This window comes from Streptomyces sp. NPDC047453 (assembly GCF_040643155.1).
Classification (GTDB): domain Bacteria; phylum Actinomycetota; class Actinomycetes; order Streptomycetales; family Streptomycetaceae; genus Streptomyces.
On record NZ_JBEYTS010000024.1, the window covers coordinates 19,819 to 42,056 of the forward strand.

The 22,238-nt window shown below is 68.2% G+C and carries 23 protein-coding genes and 2 pseudogenes; 9 read left to right on the plus strand and 16 right to left on the minus strand.

Annotated elements, in window-relative coordinates; translation table 11 throughout:
* Nucleotides 1-150 precede the first annotated feature (150 nt).
* From ABZ818_RS21530 to ABZ818_RS21580, 11 genes are all read right to left on the minus strand, one after another.
* Nucleotides 151-609, minus strand: coding sequence for a zinc ribbon domain-containing protein (locus tag ABZ818_RS21530; protein ID WP_361416762.1), 459 nt, complete (start codon nt 607-609; stop codon nt 151-153).
* Nucleotides 610-1,098: 489 nt separating this feature from the next.
* Entirely contained in the window at nt 1,099-3,846 is a 2,748-nt protein-coding gene (locus ABZ818_RS21535) for a bifunctional YncE family protein/alkaline phosphatase family protein (protein ID WP_361416765.1), read from the minus strand.
* 6 nt (nt 3,847-3,852) lie between these two features.
* A complete protein-coding gene (locus tag ABZ818_RS21540; protein WP_361416768.1) occupies nt 3,853-5,229 on the minus strand; it encodes an ABC transporter permease in 1,377 nt (458 codons plus the stop codon).
* Nucleotides 5,226-6,167: an ABC transporter ATP-binding protein gene (locus tag ABZ818_RS21545; RefSeq protein ID WP_361416771.1), complete on the minus strand. Its 942-nt coding sequence runs from the start codon at nt 6,165-6,167 to the stop codon at nt 5,226-5,228. The genes ABZ818_RS21540 and ABZ818_RS21545 overlap by 4 nt, the downstream gene beginning before the upstream one ends.
* Before the next feature lie 304 nt (nt 6,168-6,471).
* A complete protein-coding gene (locus ABZ818_RS21550) occupies nt 6,472-6,651 on the minus strand; it encodes a hypothetical protein (protein ID WP_361416774.1) in 180 nt (59 codons plus the stop codon).
* A 304-nt stretch (nt 6,652-6,955) separates the two neighbouring features.
* Nucleotides 6,956-7,456: a hypothetical protein gene (locus ABZ818_RS21555; protein WP_361416777.1), complete on the minus strand. Its 501-nt coding sequence runs from the start codon at nt 7,454-7,456 to the stop codon at nt 6,956-6,958.
* A gap of 64 nt (nt 7,457-7,520) precedes the next feature.
* Nucleotides 7,521-8,441: an IS3 family transposase gene (locus ABZ818_RS21560; protein ID WP_361416780.1), complete on the minus strand. Its 921-nt coding sequence runs from the start codon at nt 8,439-8,441 to the stop codon at nt 7,521-7,523.
* Nucleotides 8,438-8,746, minus strand: a complete 309-nt coding sequence (locus tag ABZ818_RS21565; protein WP_361416783.1) for a transposase — start codon at nt 8,744-8,746, stop codon at nt 8,438-8,440. The genes ABZ818_RS21560 and ABZ818_RS21565 overlap by 4 nt, the downstream gene beginning before the upstream one ends.
* Nucleotides 8,747-8,812: 66 nt before the next feature.
* Entirely contained in the window at nt 8,813-9,418 is a 606-nt protein-coding gene (locus ABZ818_RS21570) for a hypothetical protein (RefSeq protein ID WP_361416786.1), read from the minus strand.
* A 183-nt stretch (nt 9,419-9,601) separates the two neighbouring features.
* Nucleotides 9,602-9,931 carry an AzlD domain-containing protein gene (locus ABZ818_RS21575; RefSeq protein WP_361416789.1) on the minus strand — a complete coding sequence of 110 codons (330 nt, stop codon included), beginning with the start codon at nt 9,929-9,931 and terminating at the stop codon, nt 9,602-9,604.
* Nucleotides 9,924-10,670, minus strand: coding sequence for an AzlC family ABC transporter permease (locus ABZ818_RS21580; RefSeq protein WP_361416792.1), 747 nt, complete (start codon nt 10,668-10,670; stop codon nt 9,924-9,926). Before ABZ818_RS21580 ends, ABZ818_RS21575 begins: the two co-directional genes overlap by 8 nt.
* Before the next feature lie 63 nt (nt 10,671-10,733).
* On the opposite strand from ABZ818_RS21580, the gene ABZ818_RS21585 reads away from it, so the two are divergent.
* Complete coding sequence (locus ABZ818_RS21585) at nt 10,734-11,192, plus strand: Lrp/AsnC family transcriptional regulator (RefSeq protein ID WP_361416795.1); 459 nt, start codon at nt 10,734-10,736, stop codon at nt 11,190-11,192.
* 233 nt (nt 11,193-11,425) lie between these two features.
* Here ABZ818_RS21585 and ABZ818_RS21590 read toward each other — a convergent pair whose 3' ends face one another.
* Nucleotides 11,426-11,698, minus strand: a complete 273-nt coding sequence (locus tag ABZ818_RS21590) for a peptidoglycan-binding domain-containing protein (protein WP_361416798.1) — start codon at nt 11,696-11,698, stop codon at nt 11,426-11,428.
* A gap of 491 nt (nt 11,699-12,189) precedes the next feature.
* On the opposite strand from ABZ818_RS21590, the gene ABZ818_RS21595 reads away from it, so the two are divergent.
* Both ABZ818_RS21595 and ABZ818_RS21600 read left to right on the plus strand, forming a co-directional pair.
* Nucleotides 12,190-12,924, plus strand: a complete 735-nt coding sequence (locus ABZ818_RS21595) for a hypothetical protein (protein WP_361416801.1) — start codon at nt 12,190-12,192, stop codon at nt 12,922-12,924.
* 40 nt (nt 12,925-12,964) lie between these two features.
* Nucleotides 12,965-13,233 (plus strand): annotated as a pseudogene (locus tag ABZ818_RS21600) (transposase family protein); the annotation flags it as partial.
* 141 nt (nt 13,234-13,374) lie between these two features.
* Here the strand turns inward: ABZ818_RS21600 and ABZ818_RS21605 are convergent.
* Nucleotides 13,375-13,983, minus strand: a complete 609-nt coding sequence (locus tag ABZ818_RS21605) for a restriction endonuclease (RefSeq protein ID WP_361416804.1) — start codon at nt 13,981-13,983, stop codon at nt 13,375-13,377.
* 851 nt (nt 13,984-14,834) lie between these two features.
* Here ABZ818_RS21605 and ABZ818_RS21610 point away from each other — a divergent pair.
* Both ABZ818_RS21610 and ABZ818_RS21615 read left to right on the plus strand, forming a co-directional pair.
* Nucleotides 14,835-16,613, plus strand: a complete 1,779-nt coding sequence (locus ABZ818_RS21610) for a pentapeptide repeat-containing protein (protein ID WP_361416807.1) — start codon at nt 14,835-14,837, stop codon at nt 16,611-16,613.
* A 369-nt stretch (nt 16,614-16,982) separates the two neighbouring features.
* Complete coding sequence (locus ABZ818_RS21615; protein WP_361416810.1) at nt 16,983-19,406, plus strand: FlgD immunoglobulin-like domain containing protein; 2,424 nt, start codon at nt 16,983-16,985, stop codon at nt 19,404-19,406.
* Between the two features lie 203 nt (nt 19,407-19,609).
* Here the strand turns inward: ABZ818_RS21615 and ABZ818_RS21620 are convergent, their stop codons facing one another.
* Nucleotides 19,610-19,780, minus strand: coding sequence for a hypothetical protein (locus ABZ818_RS21620; protein WP_361416813.1), 171 nt, complete (start codon nt 19,778-19,780; stop codon nt 19,610-19,612).
* On the opposite strand from ABZ818_RS21620, the gene ABZ818_RS21625 reads away from it, so the two are divergent.
* Entirely contained in the window at nt 19,779-20,123 is a 345-nt protein-coding gene (locus ABZ818_RS21625) for a DUF5995 family protein (RefSeq protein ID WP_361416816.1), read from the plus strand. The two genes, ABZ818_RS21620 and ABZ818_RS21625, sit on opposite strands and share 2 nt — an antisense overlap.
* The gene (locus tag ABZ818_RS21630; RefSeq protein WP_361417007.1) at nt 20,062-20,265 is read left to right on the plus strand and encodes a hypothetical protein; all 204 of its coding nucleotides are present in this window, start codon (nt 20,062-20,064) and stop codon (nt 20,263-20,265) included. Before ABZ818_RS21625 ends, ABZ818_RS21630 begins: the two co-directional genes overlap by 62 nt.
* A 104-nt stretch (nt 20,266-20,369) precedes the next feature.
* Here ABZ818_RS21630 and ABZ818_RS21635 read toward each other — a convergent pair whose 3' ends face one another.
* Nucleotides 20,370-20,567, minus strand: coding sequence for a hypothetical protein (locus ABZ818_RS21635; RefSeq protein ID WP_361416819.1), 198 nt, complete (start codon nt 20,565-20,567; stop codon nt 20,370-20,372).
* Between the two features lie 166 nt (nt 20,568-20,733).
* Here ABZ818_RS21635 and ABZ818_RS21640 point away from each other — a divergent pair, with 166 nt between their 5' ends.
* Nucleotides 20,734-21,012 carry a hypothetical protein gene (locus ABZ818_RS21640; RefSeq protein ID WP_361416822.1) on the plus strand — a complete coding sequence of 93 codons (279 nt, stop codon included), beginning with the start codon at nt 20,734-20,736 and terminating at the stop codon, nt 21,010-21,012.
* Between the two features lie 9 nt (nt 21,013-21,021).
* On the opposite strand, the pseudogene ABZ818_RS21645 reads toward ABZ818_RS21640, so the two are convergent.
* Nucleotides 21,022-21,198, minus strand: a pseudogene (locus tag ABZ818_RS21645) (transposase); the annotation flags it as partial.
* A gap of 422 nt (nt 21,199-21,620) precedes the next feature.
* Between ABZ818_RS21645 and ABZ818_RS21650 the strand changes: the two are divergent.
* Nucleotides 21,621-22,148: a hypothetical protein gene (locus tag ABZ818_RS21650; protein ID WP_361416825.1), complete on the plus strand. Its 528-nt coding sequence runs from the start codon at nt 21,621-21,623 to the stop codon at nt 22,146-22,148.
* Nucleotides 22,149-22,238: the final 90 nt, after the last annotated feature.

The following is a 22,238-nucleotide window of genomic DNA, read 5'->3' on the forward strand; positions in this document are numbered from 1 at the left end:
CCTCCAGGACGGCATCGAGGACAATCCCCAACCGCCGGCAAGCATGTCCACGGACGGGACTCTGACGCCGGCGCCCTGGCACACCGACGACTGGACGAAATCCCGGAGCGTGGGTGGCGACTCCCAGGCGCACCATCGCCTGAGCCAACGCTATTGACCGTACTGATCAAGGCCGAGCCTCATAGCCGACAGCTCGGAAGGAGCCGTCTTGGGTTTGACGTCCTCCCCGCCCTGAAGGACGGGGATTCCTGCCACGGCCGGCTGACCGTCTCGGTGGGTTCCTGCTTCAACGCGCTGTGCCGGGACCAAAGTCCTGGTCTTACCTGCGCTCGGCGAGGCGTTTAGCGTCTCCGCCCGTCCGGCGGCGACGACCCGACGTCCTTCGAACAGGACGTTCTTCGCTGCGTTGTGGTCCCGGTCGTGGATGGTGCCGCAGTTCTGGCACGTCCATGCGCGGACGTGGAGGGGCTTGGGCCCGTCCCGGAACCCGCAGGCCGAGCAGAGCTGCGAGGACGGGAAGGACCGGTCGACCTTGGCGAAGGTCCGCCCGTGCTTGGCGGCCTTGTACTCCAGCATGCTGACGAACTGTGCCCATCCGGCGTCGTGCACGGACTTGGGTCCGTACGCCGTGCCGAGCAGCAACTCGCCGCCGCCCGGGCCCTACTGCCCGGCCAGCACGACGCACACCACACCGTTGGCGAAGCCCTCGCTCAACACCGAGTCCTTGTCGTCCGGCTTGTCGCTTGTCTTGGCTTGTCGCATCCCAGGTCAGAGCCGGTTTCCGGGCACCCGCGGGCTGAGAAGTGGGTCATGTACTCAGGAGGACGACAAGCGACAAGCGGCGATCAGGCGGCCCGCCTCGGCCCGATAGTGACCCGGCCGGCGCCCCGCCGAACGGGCTCAGCAGGCCAAATCCGGGGTCTGCCCAGACGGGCCGCTATCCGCTAACGTGCTGGTCATCAGCGGTTTTGGTCGCTACTGTGGCCGACACCCGCGACCCGTCCGCACCTCTGTGGAAAACGCAGCTGGCCCCTGACCGGCGGATGCCGGCCAGGGGCCCTGTGACGACAGTCAGGCTATGTCGACCGGCCTACTGCGTCAGCCGTCGTTCTCGGCCGACGGGATGTACGCACCCGGCACGTCCTGAGGAGCGTAGATCTTCTTCTCACCCGGGTACGGCTTCTTCCAGTTGTGCGACTCGTACCAGGCGAAGTGGTTCATCTGCGCGGGGGGAGCGTAGTCCGGCACGGCCTGGGGACCGGTCAGCCGCTGCTTCGACTTCCACTGGTCCCACTCGGCGGCGACGTTCTTCATGTCCGCAGGCACCGAGGCCGCCGGCACGGCCGCCGCCTGCGGGTTCTGCGCCGCGGGGGTGTCCAGACCGCAGGACGGCGCGGTCTTCGCACCGTCGGTCAGCGAGACCCGGTTGGGCAGCGCCTTGAACGGCGTGAAGTCCGGGCTCTGGGTGAACGCCGAGGCCATCGGGCTGGCCGCGGTGTCCTTCTGGTTCATCGGCTGGATCCCGAGGATCTGCTCGATGGTCCGCATCATGTTGATCTGCGAGTAGTAGTGGCTGTCCACCACTCCGTGCTTGGCCCAGGGGCTGATGATCTGGACCGGGGCACGGTGGCCGTCGACGTGGTCGAGGCCGGCCTGGGAGTCGTCCTCGACGACGAAGATCGCCGAGTCCTTCCAGTACTTGCTGTGCGAGATCTCGTCAACGATCTTGCCGACAGCAAGGTCGTTGTCCGCGACCTGGGCGGCACCGCTCACCGGGCCACCCGTGTGGTCGCTGGAGAGCCAGAACATGTTCAGGTTCGCCGGACCGTTCTTCTCGAAGTCCTTCTTCCAGATCTCGGCGCGGTAGACGTCCGGAACACTGGTGTCGAACTTCGGGAAGCCGTGCACCGACACGTCGTTGAGCGACGGGATCGGCGAGGTCGAGTTCAGCGGGTAGGCGGTGTCCTGACCGGTCGCCGCCATGTTCTTGCTGTCGCAGTACAGGTTCTGCCAACTCGCGCCCGACGGCTTGGTCAGGAACTGCTGGAACTCGCCGAAGTTCCGCACGGACTTGCCGGCGTCCTGCGCACCAGTCCAGATGAAGCCGGTCCGCTGGTGGCCGAGGGCGTCGTCCTCGGTGTCGTAGCTGCGCTTGTACTCACCGGCGGAGGACTCGGTGTACTCCGGGTTGTCGGACTGCATCAGCCAGTTGTGGCCCTCGGCGGAGTTCGTGCCGATGTCGTACGTGTTATCGAACAGGCCGAACTGCCTGGCCAGGGCGTGCTGGTTCGGCGTGACGTTCTCGCCGTACTGCGTCAGCGACGGGTCGCCGTTGCCCTGCGGCATGTCACCGAAGACCTGGTCGTAGGTCCGGTTCTCCTTGACGAGCAGGAAGACGTGCTTGATCGTCGAGGGGTCGCCGAGCTTGACCGGGACCGGCACCGGCTTGGCCGGGGAGCCGTCGGACTTCTTGAGCGACTCGCCGTTCCAGCCGTTCTGCTTGAAGACCTTGCCGGTGTAGGACTTGATCACGCTGTCGTCGGGCAGCGTGAACTTCTGCACGCTCGACGTCGTGTCGTGGGTGCCGTGACCGCTGGCCTTACGGCGGGCGTCGATACCACGGGTGTTGGAGACGTAGACCTGGTCGCCGACGGTGGTGATCTCCGAGGGGAAGTAGTCCGTCGGGAGCAGGCCGACGTAGCTCACCGGCTCCTGCGCGGAGGTGTACCGGTAGACGGCGACCGCGTTGGCACGGCCGAGGGTCACCAGCAGGTGACCGTCGTCGGTGAGCGTCACCGCGTCGGGCTCGTAACCCACCGAGGCCTCGGCCCACGGCCGGGTGGCGATGGTCTGGACGACCTTGTCCTTCGCCGTGTCGATGACCGACACGTCGTTGGTCGCGGTGTTGGTGACGAACAGCGCCCCGTTCTTGGCGTACAGGGCGGTCGGGTGCAGACCGACGTCGATGCTCGAGACGGCGGCGTCCTGGTTCGCCAGGTCGATGACGCTGACCGTGCCGGTGGTGGTGGCAGCGGTCTTCTGGTCGGCGAGTACCTGCGTGCCGTACGAGTTGATCGTGGGCTCGCCGGGATTGGCCGGGCGGCCACCCTCGTTGCTGACGTAGAGCTTGTTGCCGACGACGATCACGTCACGCGGGGCGTTGCCCACGGCCCAGCTCTGCGTGATGGTCCCGGTCGCCGCGTCGATGGCGACGACCCGGTTCTGGCCGTTGACCGCGGAGTACACGGTCTTGCCGTCGGCCGAGAACACCGCCTCGCCCACCAGGGCGCGCTTGGACCCCTGCGCCGGGATGGCGACGGTCCTCGGGCTGGAAACGCTGCCGTCCGCGTCCACGGTGAACACGGTGTAGCCGTCCAGCTGGCCCAGCCACAGCTGCTTGCCGTCGGGCGAGTACGTCGGGCCTTCCTGGCCCACGTTGTTGCTGCTGATGCGGGGGTTGGACGACGCGGCGTTGCTGACGAGCTGCTGCGTCTTCCAGTTCTTCAGGTCCACGATGGCCAGGGCCGCGCCACCGTCGGTGACCGAGGCGGCCATGTGCGTGCCGTCAGGGCTGACCGAGGACGACATGATCTTGCCCTGGTTGATGACAAGACGGTCGCCGTACGGGGCGATGTACTGGTTGCCGGAGACGACCTGGCCGTCGGCAGTGACCTGACCGACCTGGTCCGTGCCGAACTGGTGGGTCTGCGCGAACGCCGTGCCGGCGGCCACGAGGGCGACAGCGGTGGTGCCCGCCGTCAACAGCGGTATCCGGCGCCCGATGCGTCTACCGAGGAGGTTGATCCGAGATTCCTCGACGAGCTTGCGGCGGCGAGTTACCTGCATTGGGTTTTATCCCTTCGGGGTGGTGTCGAGCAGTTCGACGTTGCCGTCGAACTGCCACAGCGGGTTCGGTGCGTCCCCTTCGGGGGTCCGCACCAGGAAGTAGCCGTTCACTTCCTTCGGTCCATCGCCATCGGCCATGAACCGCCCGTCCGGAGTGACGTCGAGTTGGTAGATGGCCTGTCCTGTGGCCTCGACGCCGGGAAGATGCCAGGTCACGACGCAGCGCCAGTCGTTGCCCGGGCCTTGCGCTGCGACCCTGGAGTTTCCCTTGTTGCACGTCGCCGTGGCCTTCAACTGGGCCTCGGTGACGGCGGGTCGGTTGAGTTGGTCGGTCTGCATGCGGTACAGGTGCGCGAACGCCGTGGCGACCGAGCGCTGCACCTTGTCCTGCTCGATCCCGGAGCCCGTCGCCGACGTCGTCGCGGCGACGACCGCGAACGACACGGCGGCCACCCCGACGAGCGGCAGGACTCCGACGGTGATGGCCCGGCGGCCCGAACCGTCGTGGGTCGGGTTGGTGAATTCACGCCGCATGAAGAGCACATAGGCCAGCGCCGTCGCGGTCACGGCCCACACGAGGCTGACGATGATGCCGATCAGCAGCGGGCCGAGTTGTTGCGGGCTGGTGAACAGTCCGTTCCAGGAGATGAGGGCGTAGCTGGGCAGGGCGACGCGGACGGCCACGGGGAGCGGCAGCATCTGGGCGACCGCCATCGCGAGCGAGACGAGTACGGGCACCAGCAGCCCCATCGGGGACCGTCCCAGGGTGACCGACCCGAGGAAGCCGAGTGCGGCGAGCGCCAGGGTCGGAGCGAGGACGCAGATCCAGGAGAGCAGGACCTGAACGGCGGCGTCCGACGGAGTCAGGAGGTGGCCGTCGAGGCCGACCAGCGGCTGGTCGCCGACCGCGAGGAGGCCGCCGACCGTGCTGGAGACCGCGAGCCCGGCCACGAGCAGCAGCAGGACGGTGAGGCTGGCGACCACCTTCGCCACGAAGATCCGCCGAGGCGAGCGGACCGCCACGAGCAGCTGGCGCCAGGTACCGAGGCGGTCCTCGGAGGCGAACACGTCACCGGCCACGACCGAGGTCAGCAGCGGGAGCGCCCAGGCCCCCGCGAAACCGAGCATCACCAGCGGCCCGGCCCACCCGGAGGCGTGCATCCAGCGCCCGAAGAGGGTGTCCACGGGGAGCGTGGCCTGCTGGCTCACGCCGGCGACGAAGAGTGCAGGAACGATCCAGCAGGCGAGGACCAGCAGGCGGATCCGCCACTGGGAGATGAGCTTGACGAGTTCGAAGCGACAGGCGCGGGTGACGGGGACGCGACGGCCCCGGGTCACCGGCTCGTGTTCCTGTTCTGGGCTCTGGGTGAGGGTCGCGGTCATCGGCCGGCCTCCTGCTCCTTGGTGAGGGCGAGAAAGGCGGCTTCGAGTGGCGACAGCACGGGAGTGAGCTCGCGCAGCGCGACGCCCTCCTTCACGAGCCGCACCACGAGGTCGTCCAGGGCGGGCACCAGGGCGCGGACGACGAGCAGTTCGGCGTCCTGCCGTACCCCGGCGTCGTCGACGACCCGGACCCCGGGCGCCTCGTCGGCCACCCGGCGGGCGGTCTGCGGGTCGGAGGTGAGCAGCTGGTAGTCGAGTTCACGGTTGTCGGTGGCCAGTTTGCTCAGCGGGCCGGAGAAGACGACGCGTCCGGTGGCGAGGATGGTGACCTCGGAGCACAGCGCCTCTAGGTCATCCATGTTGTGGCTCGAGAGCACGACGGCGGTCCCGTCGGCCGTGAGCCGGTTGAGGACACCGTGCACGTGCTTCTTGCCCGCCGGATCGAGGCCGTTGGAGGGTTCGTCGAGCACGAGCAGCCGGGGCTTGGACAGCAGGGCGGCGGCGAGTCCGAGCCGCTGGCGCATGCCGAGGGAGAAGCCGCGGGTGCGGTCGTCGGCGACGCCGGTGAGGCCGACCTCGGCGAGTACGTCGTCGATTCCTGCCGTGCGCGCGTCGTGGCCGCGGAGTGCGGCCAGCGCGGCGAGGTTCTGCCGTGGGGTGAGCGAGGGGTAGAGAGCGGGACCGTCCACGAAGCCCGCTACACCGTCGGGAGCGTTGAGTGCCCGCCCGGCCGGCGTACCCAGGACCTCGAGGCGACCGCTGTCGGCGACCGAGAGCCCCAGCAGGAGGCCGAGCAGGGTCGTCTTCCCGGCGCCGTTCGGTCCGACCAGGCCATGGATCTGACCCTGCGTCACATCGAGGTCTATGCCGTCGAGGGCGACGACGTCACCGAAACTCTTCGTGATGTCGTGAGCCCGGATTGCGGGGAGTTGTTCCATGGGTCCCTTCCTTCAACAGCCTCAAGGACCATAGGGATTGCCCATGCCGCTCACAGGGATCGGGAGTTGAATGTTGATGGAACATGAAACGACTTGGCATTCGTGACGTCGCCGGGTGGGCGGGAGCCGCACCTTTTCGACCAGCATCCTTTGTAATTGCTTGATCAAAACTAGAGGAATAGATGGGAAAGTTGCGATCGGGAACGACGTGCGGTGTTGGGGGGACCGGGAAGTAACTCGGCAGCCTGAACGGAGCGACACGAGAGCGTATTGACGAAGAGCCAGTCGCCTGGGGTGGGAATGCTCACTCGGTGTCACCGCTCAGGCAGCCCCGAAGCGCCCACACGGGCCCGCAGCCGAACGGCAAGAGCAACCGCCACTGCTCAAAGTCCAGTCGGGTGACTGGAGAGCCAGCGAGGACGACGTCGGCGCCGCCGTCGTACGGATGGTGGATGCGTCGAAGTACCGTGTCGGTGATGAACACCTCGACGAGCGTCTCGTCGCCGACGGCGCGCAGCAGGCTGTCGGCGCAGCCGTGTCGCCAAGGACGCCGATCGGCGTAGAGGCGCGTGTGGGTGTCGAACTCGGGGTCGAAGTCCTCCTGGTTCGATTCGGTCCACCAGTGGGTCCGGCCGCTCCGCGGAGGGTGAGCAGTGGGCGCACGGGCATATATAGCTGGGCTTGGCTCCAGACGACGGTGCTGCCGGGGTCCTGGAGGCCGCTATACGGGCCGGAAAGGACCGGCGTACGTGTCGTCGAACTGGTGCTTCGATGGCTGAATGGACGGGTCAGGCCTCGTGGCGGGGTGGCGATGTTCTGGCTCGGAGGGCTGGGTCGTTGCGTAGTTGTGGGAAGGTGATGAGGAGGGTGAGTGCCTGCAGCAGGGCGCACAGCCGGATGACGTCGGTCAGGTAGGGCGCTGGGGTGAGGGCGAGGAGGATGCCCGCGAGGGGGAAGGGCAGCAGCAGGAGCAGGATGGTCAGGGAGAGGGTCGTGCCGAAGGCGGCGGGTGGGATGACCTGTGAGCGGAGGGTGCGCAGGACGATGGTGAGTCCTCCGTCGGCGGCCATGAAGAGGGCGATGAGGGCCACGTAGCCGGTGTAGGTGGGGGCCTGGGGTACGGCGAGGCAGGCGGCGGCCGCGATGGTTGCGCTGATGACGCCGACCCCCCACAGACCGAGCCGGTCAAGGCCGGCCCGGCAGCAGGCGGCCGCGATCAAGGTGGCGGCCGCGGCGATGGACCAGAGTGCGCCGGCGGCGGCCGGGGAGTGGCCGAAGCGGTCCTCCACGAGGATGGGACTGGCCGATTGCAGCAGGCCGAGTGAGGTTCCCCCGGTGTGTGGGAGTGGCTGACTAGCTGGTCAGGGCGGGTTGACGTGGTTTCAGGTTCACTGGTTCGGCCGCTGCCTGGTCGGCGTAGTGTTTCTCCTCGAACTCGATCGGGCTGAGGTAGCCGAGCCGTTTCTGGATGCGGCGGGGATTGTAGAAGCCGTCGATGTATTCGAAGAGCGCGAGGTTCGCCTCGGCCCTGGTCGCGAAGACGCGGCCGCGGATGCACTCGGTCTTGATCAGTATCCACAGGTTCTCCGCCAGGGCATTGTCGAACGAGTCGCCGACGGATCCCATGGACGCCTGGATCCCTGCTCTGACCAGGCGTGTCGTGAGCTTGATCGCCGTGTACTGACAGCCGTGGTCGGCATGGTGGACGAGCTTTCCGGGTTCGACCTCGCGGGAGGCGAGGGCATACTCCAGCGAGGTGAGGACCAGGTCGGCGTCCGCGTGGGCGGAAGTCTCCCAGGCCACGACCCGGCGGGAGAACGCGTCCCGGATGGCCGAGAGCCACAGCGGCCCCTGCGAGGTGGGAATCATGGTCAGGTCGGTGACCCACAGTCGGTTCGGCTCCCTCGCCGTGAAGTCGCGTTGCACCAGGTCGGGAGCGAGGTCGGCGGCCGGGTCCCGGCGGGTGAAGCCCTTGGCTCCGCGGGGGCTGATCCCGGCCAGGCCGGCCTCCCGCATGAGCCGTTCCACCCGTTTGCGGCCGACGTGGACGCCGTCGCGCTTGAGGACGGCGTGCACGCGGGGTGAGCCATAGATCCCGCCGGAGTCCTCGTGGACCTGTCGGATCTTCCCAGTCAGTGCGGCGTCCTGGCGGCGTCGTTCGCACGGCTCGGTCTCGGCACGGCGCCAGCGGTAGTAGGTGGAGGAAGGGATGTGCAGTTCCCGCAGTACGGGCTCGACCCCCAGGTGTGGATGCTCGTCGACGAGCGTGGTCACCTGGGCCGGGTCGGGTCGAGCTGAGCCGCGAAAAAAGCCGATGCCGTCCGCAGGACCTCGTTCGCCCGGCGCAGTTCCCGCACCTCGCGCCGCAGCTGGGCCAGCTCTTCCTTCTCCTCGCTGGTCAGCAGGTCATTCCGCTCGCCGGCGTCGGCCTCGGCCTGGCGGATCCAGTTGCGCAGGGCCTCGTGATGCACCCCGAGGTCCTCAGCCATGCGGCGGATCACGGGCTTCGGCTCGGCAGTCCGGTACATCCGGACCGCACGCTCACGCAACTCCAGCGGGTACTTCCTCGGGGCAGGCATCCTCTGGACTCCTCTCATGAGCCCCATATGACCTGCTGTCAGACCTCCCCGCATCTCGGGGGAACCTCAGAGCGAGGGCAGCGCGAGGGCCAGGGCGAGGAAGAAAACGGCGGGTGCGGCCAGCCCCATGATCAGGCCGTTGAGGACGGCGATGGCCGCGTTCGGGCCGTGAGCGCGGTGGGTGAAGACGGCCGTCACGACGCCGAACACGGGGAACGGGGAAAGGAGGCCGGCGAGGTGTGGGCCGATGATCGGGGCGAGGGCGACGATGCCCATCACCACGCCGGTGGCCACGATCATGCGCAGGGGGAGGTCCCAGCCGGGCGGGTTCGCCGCATCGGCGGGCTTGTCGGTGGTGCGGCCGGTGCGGCGGGTGAGCGCGAACCCGGTGATCAGGGCCGCGAGGACGAGCAGGAACGTGGGGATGGCGGGCCAGTTCAGGTGGGCCAGGACGGTGGTGGCTGCGGCGAACGCCACGCAGCCGGCGGTGAAGGCGGCGGGTATGCCGCGGTGCGCGAGGGCGCGGTAGGCGAGGGCGAAGGCGAGTTGGGAGATGGTGCCGGCGAGCATGCCGATGGCGGCGTGTCCGGCGAAGTCGTTTCCGTGGTCGGTGGCGAGGAAGAACGCGACGGGTCCGGAGGTCAGCGGCAGGGCGACGAGCCAGCCGCCCACTGGTGGCCCCAGCGGCGCCCGGCCAGGCTGGCACCACCGATCAGCAGCGGGGTGACCACGACCTTGACCGCGACGTTCTGGACGGGGAATCTCTCCTGTTTCAGGGCGCGAGCACTGCGGTGCCCGCGTTGGCTGTGGGGCTCATGCAACGTAACAAGCCCGCCGAAGCGGACCGCGCGCTGGTCAGGGGGCGAAGAGGGTGCTGGAGAGGGCAACGCAGACGGCGGTCCCGGCGAAGACGCTGAGCAGGGCGTTGCGGCGCCACAGGTGCAGGCCGACCGTGACCGCCAGCCCGGCCAGCGGCGCGAGGACGCGCACCTGTGTCAGGGGCAGGGTGCGAAGGGTGTAAAGGCTGAGGATCACCATCACGCCGGCGGGCATGCGGGTGCTGAGGTACTGGATGGCCTTGCTGGAGCGCAGAGGCTCCAGGGCGGTGAAGGGCAGGGCGCGCAGCGCCCAGGTGATCGCGCAGCAGACGGCGGCGACGGCAATCAGGTAGCGGGTCTCAGGCATCGGCGGGCCTCGTGCGGATGGTGAAGTGGCGGGCCAGCAGGGCTGCGGTGAACAGGCAGAACGCGGTCAGCAACATCTGTCCGGGGACGAGCAGGCGGGCGATGAGTGCGGCGAGCAGGGCCATGAGCGGGGTGGGCAGGTCGTCGCGGCGGTCGCGGATGGCGTCCAGGGCCAGGACGACGAGCAGGGCGGTCATGGCGAAGTCGAGGCCGGTGATGCGCGGCGGGATCAGCGAGCCAACCAGGGCCCCGGTGAGTGAGCCAGCCACGCAGTACAGGTGATTGAACGCCTGGAAGGACACGATGCGCGCACTCGACCAGTTCCGGGCCTGTCCTCCGGTGGTCATGGCGTACGCCTCGTCGCTGAGCGCGAAGCTGCTGTAGAGCTTGGCCCAGCGGCCGTTGACGCGGTGCAGCGGGAAAGACAGTGCGTAGAACGCGTGGCGGCCGTTGACCAGCAGCGTGGTCAGCCCGACCGTGACCAACGGCGTGACGGCCAGCAGCATCGGGACAAGCAGGAACTCCAGCGTGCCGGTGTACATGACGGCGGAGTACATGGGCGCCGACCACCAGGGCAGCCCGGAGTGGGTGACCAGCATCCCGAAGGCGAGTCCCATCGGGACCAGGCCGAGCCCGACCGAGGCGGAGTCCCTGAGCCCGGCGAGCATCTCGGAGCGCAGCCGCTGGGGTGCGCGGGCAGGCCGAAGCTGATCGGCCACGGCGACCGGAGGTATTGCCATATCTGCAATTTTAGTAAGTGTCGTCTCTAATTTGGTTGCCGATCATTGGCCTAAGATGCAGCTATGCGCAATGAAGTGAAGATGGATGCGATCGACCGTCAAATTTTGTTGCATCTCCGTCGGGACGGTCGGCTGACGAACGTCGAGGTCGCGAAGCGGGTCGGCCTCACGCCGCCGTCGTGCCTGCGCCGGGTCAAGCGCCTGGAGGAGGCCGGCATCATCGCCGGCTACCGGGCCGTCATCGACCCCGACGCGATGGGCCGCGGCATGGAAGTCCTCGTCGACATCGAGATCTACGCCCAGGACCGCACGACCATCGAGGAGTTCGAGGCCACCATTGCGTCCTACGACGAAGTCGTCGAGTTCCGCCGCCTGTACGGCAGCCCTCACTACTTCGTCCGCGTCGCCGTCGCCGACAACGCCGCCTACGAGACCTTCGTCATGGACAGGCTCACCGGCCACCCCGCTGTGCAGCGCCTCGAATCCCACCTCACCATGAAAACGATCAAGGCCGAGGGCTGACCTGGGCGAGGGCCACGCCCACCTCGGCGACACCGCCGCATGACCTCATGGAACCGCCGCAGAGAGCCACGGGCTCCTGATCTTCGTTGACGTCCTCGCCCGGGTGCGAAACAAAACGAAGGGCTCGCGCTCTGCGAGCCCTTCGTCATTCCGTGCAGGACGGCCACGAGCTCGGCATTCTCCTGGCCCTCCAGGTGTCCGCACGGCGGGCCGCCGTGCGGACACGTCATGGACTATCGGTAGTAGCAGATGCCCGTGTGGCGGCCGTTTTGGCCGGGATTGTGGTCGTATGCCTGGAACTTGAAGTAGGAGCTGGTGATGGGACCGAAACGGCCGTCCACGCTCAACACCTTGCCGAAGGTCTGGTTGATCTTCGTCTGGGCGTTCTTTACCGCCTGCTCGGTGGCGGGGCCGAAGTCCCCGTCCCTCGCGATGTTCTGTTGGTAGCAGGCGTACAAGCTCTCCTGCACGACCTTCACGTCGATGTTGTTGAACCCCCGGACCACGACGCAGTTGTAGTTTCCTGAGTTCGGGCCCGTTGACGGCACATGGAGGTACCACCCGCCACCAACACTCACCATCGTGTAGCTGTTGCACGCGACCTCGGCGGCCGACGCCGTTCCCGCGTAGCCCCGATCAGACCTGCCGACCCGGCAAGTACCCCTACCGCCAGCGCCGCCAACTTCGCGCGGTGGACTGCTCGCATGTTTCCCCTCCCTAAATAGATATGACGCATTCCGCACTTGCCACCGAATCGAAGGTGTTGAGCTTCGGACGCCGAGACTCCCAAGCCCAAGATCGATCTCATCGATAACCGCTGCCCTGATGTTCCCGAAGGCCGTTGTCCATCGAGAGGGGTCTACGTGGCCACCACCGCAGGCAGCGCCACCATCACTGCCGGGATACCGCCCGGAACCGGGCCGTGCGTCTACTACCAGCAACGACTCCATGGAGACGGGAGGTGGCAGCGAGGCTCTGGGGACAGTTGAATGCCCTGGTGACGGACTGGACGCAGGTGGTCGATGCTCATGGGGCGATTGGGCGAGTGCCAGTGCTCCTGGATCAGGTAGAGCGAGAAGAAGCCCCGGAGGCGTGGGAGGAGCTTTGGGACCGTCTTTGCCTGCAAGGTGAGACGGTCTCCCCGGCGAGCTTCACCGCGCTTCCGCGCTTGGCAGTCCTGGCTCCTACATGTGCCCAGGCGCTTGAACTGGCCGGCGCCATCGTGCGTGGCACGTTGCAGCATCCTGACGGCGAAGTTCTACTGGCGATCTGCTCGGATGAGATCGCCTGGCTGCGGGAACTTGTGGATCAGCAGCTCCGGACGCGTCCGGCGGACTACAACCGGACCTTCGGCGATCTGCTCGCGCTTGAAGGGCAGTACCACTGGAGCGCCTCTCTGGGGGACTTCACAGACGACTTTTACAGCGTGTCCTGTCCGCACTGTGGATCGGAGTTGACCATCGCTGTCGGCGACTACGGCTGCTACTCGGCCATCCGCGACTGGGATCGGGGCGACATCGAGCGGCGGGCGCTGCGGCCCGCCACGGCCGAGGAGCTTCGTGGCCCGGGCCGATGGATGCACGCCACAGCCGTCCGGGACGAGCAGCAACGACTCGCCGAGGGGATCAGGCACGTCTTTGGCCATGCCGAGTGCCCGGCTTGCGCCAGCGTGTTCAGCATTGCGGAAGCGCACACGAGCGCAAACCTTCCCCCAGCCCTTGAGGTGTCCTGAACTGGGAAAAGGAGTGCCCACCGCCTGTCATGATCTTGGTATGGCTGGCGTCATCACGGCTTTGGAGCCCTCGTGGATAGCCCCGTTCACCGGACTGAGCCCACGGCAGTTCGGCAAGCTGACCACTGCCTTGCGCCGCGCACGGACCCGATCCGCAAGGGTCGGCCGTGGAGCCTGCCATTGGATGATCGGGTGCTGCTCGTTGCCGCGTGCTGGCGGACCAACCTCACCCTGCGCCAACTCGCCCCGCTGTTCGGTGTGTCGAAGTCGGCGGCCGGCCGCATCATCGACCACCTCGCACCCTTGCTCGCGCACGCCATGCTCGGCATCGCCCGCCTCCACAACCTCGCCCTCGCCGGATAACGAGCGGCCTACCCCCCAGGCCAGTTACACCCGAAACAGCACGAAGATCGTTTACGGGACAGCCCTTAGGAGGACGAGCTGCACTATTCAAGTCAAAGGCGTTGACCTGCGCGGAGGCGGAACCGCCCGTAGCAGCTCCCACAGCGGACGCGAGCTCGACGCCCACACGCCGAGCGTCTGTCGGTCCACGACGTGCAGCCGCTGCTGCTTGGCGAACGTCACAGCCGGTGCACTCACCCTGCCGTTTGTCACGATCACCGCGACGTCCGCGCCGTGCACCGGCCGGGCCGTGCCGTTGAGCACCTGCAGATCCGGCGTGCCCACTGCGGTGCCGTGGGCGCCGTTGCGGCGGTGCTTGCACTGGATCACCCAGCGCCGCCCGAACGGGTCCGTGGCCTTCACGTCCGCGCCCAGGTCCCCACGCCCGCCGACCCGCTGAGCGTCCCGGCAGCCGTCCCGATGCATCAGGTCCCGCACCGCGTCTTCGAACCGGGTGTGGTGCAGCGCGTCCAGTTGGGGCAGCCCGTAGCGCAGGCCCTGCGCCCGCACCGCCTCCCACCGGGCCTGTTGCTGCCGGTTGTAGAGCCAGCCGAAACCCGCCAGCACGGCGAGTACCGCGGCGACGACGAGCACCCACCAGTGGGCCAGTAGCCAGTTGACCACCATCACCACCAGGCCAATCACAGCTGTCGCCACCACAGCGAAGGCAATCAGCTGGGCATCCCTCTGCTGCTGCTTCCTGCTGGGCCGCCGCCTACGCCGCCGGGTCACCGCTTCCCTTCGGGCGAGGAGAACCGGATGGGGTAGGACACCGTGGGCTCGGGCTTCTTGACCCGCACCGCCGGGACGTCGTCGAACCGGATCGGGTACGACACCGTGGGCTGCGGCCGCGGTATCGGTCCGTCGCCCGCTGATATGTCCCCGTTGCCTAACCCCACAACGGCTAACGCGACCACACCGAAGATCGTCATTTCTCGTCGTGCGCCCGGAGCCCATCGCGAATGTCCGCGAACCGGAGTCCCATCAGAGCGCACGTACGGCCGAACCCAAGGCATGCAAGCCCCTCCCCCTCGTAGCAACATCCCCCGCGCAACAGCCCATGGTGACAGCAAGCACTGACAGCGAGTCAGGGCGGCACCACGTGCGGTGATCAAGAAAGGCTTGAACAGGCCAGGTCACAGCCGGATCGAGAACATGTGGGGCTCTGCCCCACACCCCGGCCCTCTCTCGAAGGGGGCAGGGGGAAGCGCGTGATCCTGCGGTGAGTGGGTGGGGACTGGTGGGTGGGTCGGGGCGCACTCCCCCCTCGGACGGACCCCCAGAGGGCACCACGGCCGCCGCCGGGCCACCAGGCCAAGCCGCTACGCGGTTGCCGCGTCGGCGAAGGCCGGACACATGATGGGTCCGGCCTTCTTCCTGGGCGCCCATGTGCTGCCACGCACGTGCTGGGCGCCCGCAGGCTGCCGAAGCGCCTCACCGTGGAGGGTGCAGCTCCCGCGGTGAGTGGTGGTGAAACTGGCTGGAGGTGCTGGATCGTCTTTCGTGGTGTGACGTCCTCAACGCCCGAACCATCGCCCACGACTCCACCAGACTGGCCACACTGTGGCCACGGTGCTACCTCGGATGATCCGGTCGGCTGCCGCGGCATCCAGGTCCTCCGACACACCGCGTGCCTAGCCCACCTGGAGGAGCCTGATCGCGCCACCTACCTGGCCCACCTGGCCCGTCAGCGACTTGGCGCCGACATCGACCACCGCGGCACCCCCTTCACCGACGAGCTGTTGAGCGAACTACTCACCGCACTCACGCACCCCGCTACAGGCCGTCTCTGCTTTGGCCAAGCCAACTTTGAGCAGGCGAGGTTCAGTGGTGACGCCGTGTTCGACGGGGCGGAGTTCGAAGGCGACGCCTGGTTCAAGGGAGCGGAGATCGGTGGCAACGCCCAGTTCAACAAAGTGAAGATCGACGGCGATGCCCAGTTCGAGGGGGTGAAGTTCGGCGGCGATGCCCAGTTCGTAGGGGCGCAGCTCGGTGGAGCCTGGTTCCGTAGAGCGGAGATCGGCAACGAAGCCGATTTCGGCGGAGTGAAGTTCAACGGCGATGCTTCGTTCCTCAGGTCGAAGTTCAGCGGAGGCGCCTGGTTCGGCGGGGCGGAGTTCCACGGCGCCATCTGGTTCGGCGGGGCGGAGTTCCGCGGCGACGCTGTGTTCCTGCAGGCGGCGTTCGAACGCGCCGCAGCGGTGGGGCGGTTGGTGTGCACAGGGGCGCTCGATCTGTCTGGAGCAGCATTCGGAGCCGCCGTGACCATCGAGGCGGCAGCGGCTGCCGTGCACTGCCGGCGGACGCGGTGGGCTTCCACTGCTGCGCTGCGGCTGCGCCACGCCGTCGTGGATTTGAGTGACGCGGTCCTGGAGCATCCAGTTAGTGTCGCTGCGCGCTCCCGACCCTTCACCGCGGACGGCGCGGAAATGGCGGAACTCGACTTGACGGGTCCCCGCGTGCGTGTCGTATCGCTGCGAGGTGTGGATGCGGCGCACCTGGTGCTCACCGACCTCGACCTCACCGACTGCCGTTTCGCCGGGACCATCCACCTTGACCAGCTACGGCTGGAAGGGCGATACACCCTGGCTGTCGCTCCCTCCGGTGTGTGGCGCCACGGGATACGGCCAGTGCGCTGGACACCGCGCCGGACCCTGGCCGAAGAGCATCACTGGCGTGCCACCCGCTCCGCGGGCGCAGACGGCTGGACCCCTCCGCTAGAAGGGGAAGAAGTGCTGGAACCGGCCGCACTGGCGCCCGTGTACCGGCAACTGCGCAAGAGCTTCGAAGACGGCAAACACGAACCCGGAGCCGCCGACTTCTATTACGGCGAAATGGAGATGCGCCGCCACGCCGACGACATCCCCTTGGCCGAGCGCAGCCTGCTCACTGCGTACTGGGCGATCTCCGGCTACGGGCTGCGTGCCTCCCGCGCCCTTGTCTGGCTGCTGACAGCCATGACCGCCACCGTGCTGGCGATGATGCTGTGGGGCCTGCCGCGGTATGACCCCAAGCCGACCATCACGGGGACCCCCACCGGCACCCGCAGCATCACGATAACCACCGTCACACCCGACCCGGTCAACCCCAACGGGCCGTACCGCGGGCGCCTGTCGGTCGAGCGGTTCGAGAAGTCCCTGCGGGTGGTGATCAACTCGGTGATCTTCCGTTCCTCCGGCCAGGACCTGACCACCGCCGGCACATACACCGAGATGGCCTCCCGGCTCGCCGAACCCGTCCTTCTAGGTCTGGCCGCCCTCGCCATCCGCAGCCGCGTCAGACGCTAGCCCACACCTGCTGGGACCGGTGGCGTCCAGGCCGGGGGTAGCGGCGCGGCAGCCCTTACGCCGAAGCACCAGGGCCGCCGCGCCGTTCCTACGAACGGGCTGGGCCACCCCGGTGTCAGCGACGGACCGTCACGCGCCCCCACCGCGGTCAGCAGGAAGACGGCCGGCAGCGACTGCCGGGCACTGACACTGACGCGAAGCCGACATATCGCAGCTCGCCCCATTGGGATTCGTAAATACGTTCGAACGCATTGCGTCTCCCGTGCTAGCCTGACGCGCCTTTCGAAGATCACTTGGAGGTGTCACGTGCCCATACGCCACCGACAGAACCGAACACAATTAATCGTCCGAGGCGCGCTCGCCACGACCATGGCCCTCGCGGCCGCCGGCGGAACCCTGCCCTTCCTCCTCACCAGCGCCCATGCCGCGACGACGGCGCCCCCGACCCTGACGATCGACGCCCCGGACCGCTACCTGCCCCGCCCCTACAACCTGGAGTCGGCAGGCACCGTCGGCGACCTCAACCAGACACAGCTGGACGGCAGCGACGCTTTCACGCCGTACCGCTGGAGCCCCGTCGGCGGCGACCCGCAGACCGTGGGCAAGGACCCGGCCGACACCTTCGCCGAGCGCATCGGCGGCCACGCCTCCGACGTGGTCGGGGTCTACACCGTGGCGGACCGGTCGGTCGAGCTGAAGGACATGAAGGCCGGTACGTCGGCCCGGTTCACGCTCCCCGAGGGACAGACGTACCACGGCACCTTCGGCGAGACCGTGGTGACGGCGACCTGGACGGCTGGCGGTGACGTCGACTCGCTGCATCTGCTGCGCCTGCGCGACGGACAGCTCACCGACACCCCGGTGATCGGCGAGAACGGTGTGCGCGCGGCGTCGTACAAGGTGCTCGGCGCGGATGCGGGCCAGCTGGCGATCCTCGTCTCCGGTGACCCGACGGGCCAGGTCGGGCTGGTCGACCTGGCGACCGGGGAGATCACCGGCGTACTCAAGGGCTCGTGGGTCAGCGGCTTCACCCAGGTGGTGCTCTCCGAGACGTACGTCGGGTGGTTCGATCCGGCGTACGGCGACCAGGAGGTGCACCTGCTGCGCCGGGACGCCCTGGGCGGCGCGGAGACCACGGTCGGCGTGGCGTCGACGTACGAGCAGCGGTCGTTCGTCGCGCTGGTGGGCGACTGGGTCGTCTCGCTGCGGCAGACCGAGTCGTTCCGTAACAGCGACGCGCCGAAGGACCGCGGCGAGCCGCTGCTCGCTGCGCCGATCGGCGGGGGCAGGACGAAGACGCTGCTGCCGCACGCCCGCCTGGGTGGTACGTACGGGCTGAACCCGACGCCCGACGGCGGCGTCCTGGTCGCGGGCGGCAGTTCGGCGGGCGACTGGGCCGTGCGCAAGGTGAGTGTGCGGGCCGATGGCAGCCTGGGCGTGAGCGCGGTGCGGGCCGTGGCGCCGAAGCCGGGTACGTACGGAACGGTGACGCTGGCGGCCGGGGACCTGGCGGTGCAGGAGACGGACACCAACTACCTGCCGTCGCTGTACGAGCGGCACATCGAGCTGGGTGACACCCCGTCGGCCGGTACGCGCAGCCTGGTGGCCGAGCCGCCGCTGAGCACGGACGGCACGGGTGGCTCCGCGGGCAACGGCGCTTACGCGCTGGGCGACGGCACCTTCGCCTACCCGGGAGGCTCAGGGATCGAGGTCCGTTCGAATCCCGACGACGCCGCGGTCCTTGCCGCGCCGGGCGGCGGGGAGGTCGTCGACGCCTCCGGCCGGTACGTCGTCTTCGGCTACGGATACATGTCCGGCTTCGGGCAGTACCAGCAGTACGTCATCGACCGGGAGAAGTCCGGCGACGACAAGGTGCTGCTGACACGCGCGGCCTCGGCGGCCGCCGTCTGGGGTACGACGTTCTGGACACCCGGCGACACCAAGGGCACCGTCAAGGCCACCGACCTGAAGTCGGGTAGGACCGAGTCCTTCTCGCTCGGCAAGGAATGCACGCCGACGGACCTTCAGGCCGTGGGCCGCTGGGTGTACTGGACATGCGAGGCCTACGGAGACCTCCCTGCGTCCGGCGTCTGGGATCGCACCACGCAGCGCATGATCGATGTCCCTAGGGGCGGCGAACTCGGTGACGGCTATGTCGTTGTGCACGACGACGCCGCGGGCAAGCTCCAGCTCGTCGACTTCCACACCGTCGACAGTGTGACGACCCGTTCGCTGGCTGACATCACCGGTCACCTGGCCCGCGGCTACTACGCCGTCGACCGCTTCGGCGGCGGAGTGGCCTACGTCCCCGGGCGCGGCAAGCCCGGCGCCATGCGCGCCGCCAGCTCCGGCGTGCCCACCTCTCCGCTCGCCGAGATCGAGGCCCACCCCGAGACGTCCGTCGACCTGCAGTCGGCCACGGACGCCCGCTGGGACGGCTCCTGGCAGTTGTCCAAGCCGGCGGCTCCGGGCGCGCAGGTCGTGATCAAGGACGCGGGCGGCAAAGTCGTCCGGACACTGGACGCCGTACAGCGCGGCGCGGCGCTCACGGCGGCGTGGGACGGCAGGCGCTCGAACGGGAAACTCTCACCAAACGGGCCGTACACCTGGGAGCTGACGGCAACTCCACAGGACGGGCAGGGCGCGCAGCTGAAGCTCAGCGGCGCGATCACGGTGACGGGCGCGGGCGCCAAGGCGACACCGAACGTGTCCAACCATCTTGCTGCCGACGGCGGTTACGGGGCGGTGCGCAGCCACGACTCGCTCGCCTCGCGCAGGGAGAACGCTCTCTAGCGAACCGGGTCACCGTTCGGTATCCGACGTCGGCAGGCCCGTAATTCCGGGCACCGGATCGCTCCGTCGCATACGCGGCGGCCCCGCCCGGTGCACGGGTCCTGATCCGACATCCGGCGCGGCCGTGTCACCGATACCCGATCGGTGACACGGCCGTGTGCGGCCTTGCTCGGGAGACATCATCGCCTGGGCTGTTGAACGGTTCAGGCGCCCGTCCCGGGGATGGCGACGTGCAGGGTCGGGGCTCCCGTCCGTTTCCTGGGGGCGGGGTCCGTTCCCGGTGTGCGGTGGTAGGACAGGGCTGTCATCAGCACTGCGGACAGCAGCCAGACTGCGAGGCCGAACGAGGGGACCGCGAGAGGGGAGTTGGGCATGTCGGCAGGAAACATCGACGATGTCGTGGACAGGCTTGCCGGGATCGTGCGGGAGGCGACCCGCGCCGGTGACCGGCTCGGGTACTTCGCCTCGCTGTACCGACAGGTGACTGTTGAGGTCCGCACGGCCATTCACGGTGGGCTGTTCGACGACGGCGCCCGCATGGACCGTTTCGACACACTCGGGCGGCCGGGCTCCCGAAGCGGAGTGCCGGCGGGAGCCGGACCGCACGGTGCGAGCCGGGCGGAACTGAACGACCGGGCCCGATCCCCCGGAGCACCTGACCGAGCGGGAGGAGGAGATCCTGCGCTGTATTCGGCGGTGGATCGAAGACAAGGGTGAGGGGCCGTCGGTGCGGCAGCTCGCCCACGCCGTCGGGATGCGTAGCACGGCATCGGTTGCCTACCACCTGGCCAACCTGGAACGGTTCGGCGCGCTGATACGCGATGGCCGGGGCTGGAACACCTGCCGCCTGGGCCACTGACCGGCACTGCACGGCTCAACCGCTGTGACCTGCTGTGGTCGGGCCTGTGGTCGGGGTGGAGCGCAGCCGCCGGACCGCGGTGGAGCAGCGGCTGCGCGGGGCGTCTACAGACTCTGGGACTGGCTCCAGCTGACTGTGCTGCCGGGGCCTTGGACGGGCCGCCATACGGGTTGGGGCGGTCCGCCGTGGAGCACGACCAGGGGTGCCGCCGCCAGGGCACCTGACCCGAGGCTCTTGTAGGTGCCCTGCACGATCAGGGCGCGGATGAACTCCGCGACCGCGGCGAAGACGTGGAACACCACGCGGCGAACATCACCCGACCGTGGATCGGGGTGCCTCCCAAACCCGTGAACAACCGCTGTCAGAACTGGGGCTCTGGTCCACTTTCCGTGGAGGCTCACGGAAAGTGATGTCAGTGGTGTGTGGTCGGATGGCCGGACTCTGCTGTTGATCTGCTGAGAGGCCATCATGACGTCCTTGTACCCCTCCCTGACTCATGCTTTGGCCGAGGCTTTGGTCGATGTCTTGTGGTTCATCGAGGACAGCGATGACGAACAGATGGATCCGGACGACGCCGTCAAGGTTCTGGAGGGCGTCGCCCACTTGGTCAGCACGCTGTCGAGTGATCAGCGACAGGAGTTGATCGATCTGGTCGGGGCGATGGCAGCAGCCGAGTCCGACCCGGCTCGACGCGAGTTCCTGGAAGGGTTCCCGGAAGGCTTCGGGCTGATCGAGGATGAGTCCTGAACAGCCTCTTCAGGAGTAGAGCAGGATGCGCTTGCGCAGGAGTTCAAAGCCTGCGCGGCCGAACATCTGGCGTTTCAGCATCTTGATCCTGTTGACATGGCCCTCGACGACTCCGGAGTTCCACGGCTGCGAGAGTCCGGCGATGACAGCGTCCAGGTCGCGTTCCAGGTGCCGGGCGAATCGCTGGAGGCTGGGCAGATCGGCAGCGGTGGCGGCTTCGATCCATGCCGGCAGTTGGTGGCCTTGCAGCTGGGTGAGCATGCGGGCGAAGGAGCGCACGTGTCCGGCAAGTGCGTCCAGTTCGGGCAGTTGACCAGCACGGCCTTGAGCTGCAGCCGGTCGCTCTCGGCCAGGGCGTCTGGTTGCAGGCCTCCGTTGGTGCCGCAGCCAGCCGCCAACCGCGCGGAGGCTGAGCGCGTCGCGCGCCGCCAGGCGGAGGAAGCCGAACGCGCGGCGGCCGAGGCGCCGGCCGCGAAGCCTCGCAGGGCGACCGCAAGGTCATCTGACCCGGGCCGCTCTACTGGCCGGAGGGCGTCTTGCCCGCCGACACCACCGGGCGGAAAGATCGACACAGATCATGGACGTCACCACCGAGGGGGAAGTACACGGTGAGCAACACGCTGCTGCATCCGGACGGCTGGCTCGTGCTGGGGCTGCCCTGGCCGGAGCAGACCCAAGACGGCTGGGGCGAGTGCGCCCTGGCCATCGCCCCGCAGATGATCCCCCGCAGCCTCGTCAGCAAAGAGGCCGGCATCGCGCTCGACCTCGCGACCGGCCTGGCCCGCGACCCGGGCGACGGGCCCGGCAAGGCCGTCTTCTTCTCCGACGTCACCCTCTGGCTCGACAAGCAGGGCAAGGACTGGGGCGACCTCGGGATCGACTACGAGGCCGTCATCGACGAACTCACCAAGGCCCCGGTCCCGCAGCTCTACATGACGCTGAAGCAGAAGGCCCACGCCATCCTGTGCGACGCGAGCCGTGAGGGCCTGCGCCTGTACTACACCAGCGGCGAAGTCGCGCACGTCACCCCGCAGGTCCGCGCCGACGTCCACACTGCGATCACCACGAGCCTGGAGCGGGACTGGCCGCCCTACATCCAGGGACTCATCGACCGCGGCGCCCTCCAGACCCAGTAGCACCGCACCGCTCCCGCGTCGGGTCCGGCCACCCAGGCCGGGCCCGACGTCGCCTTGGGGTCCCGCGTTGTCGGTGGGGGGCTGGAAGGC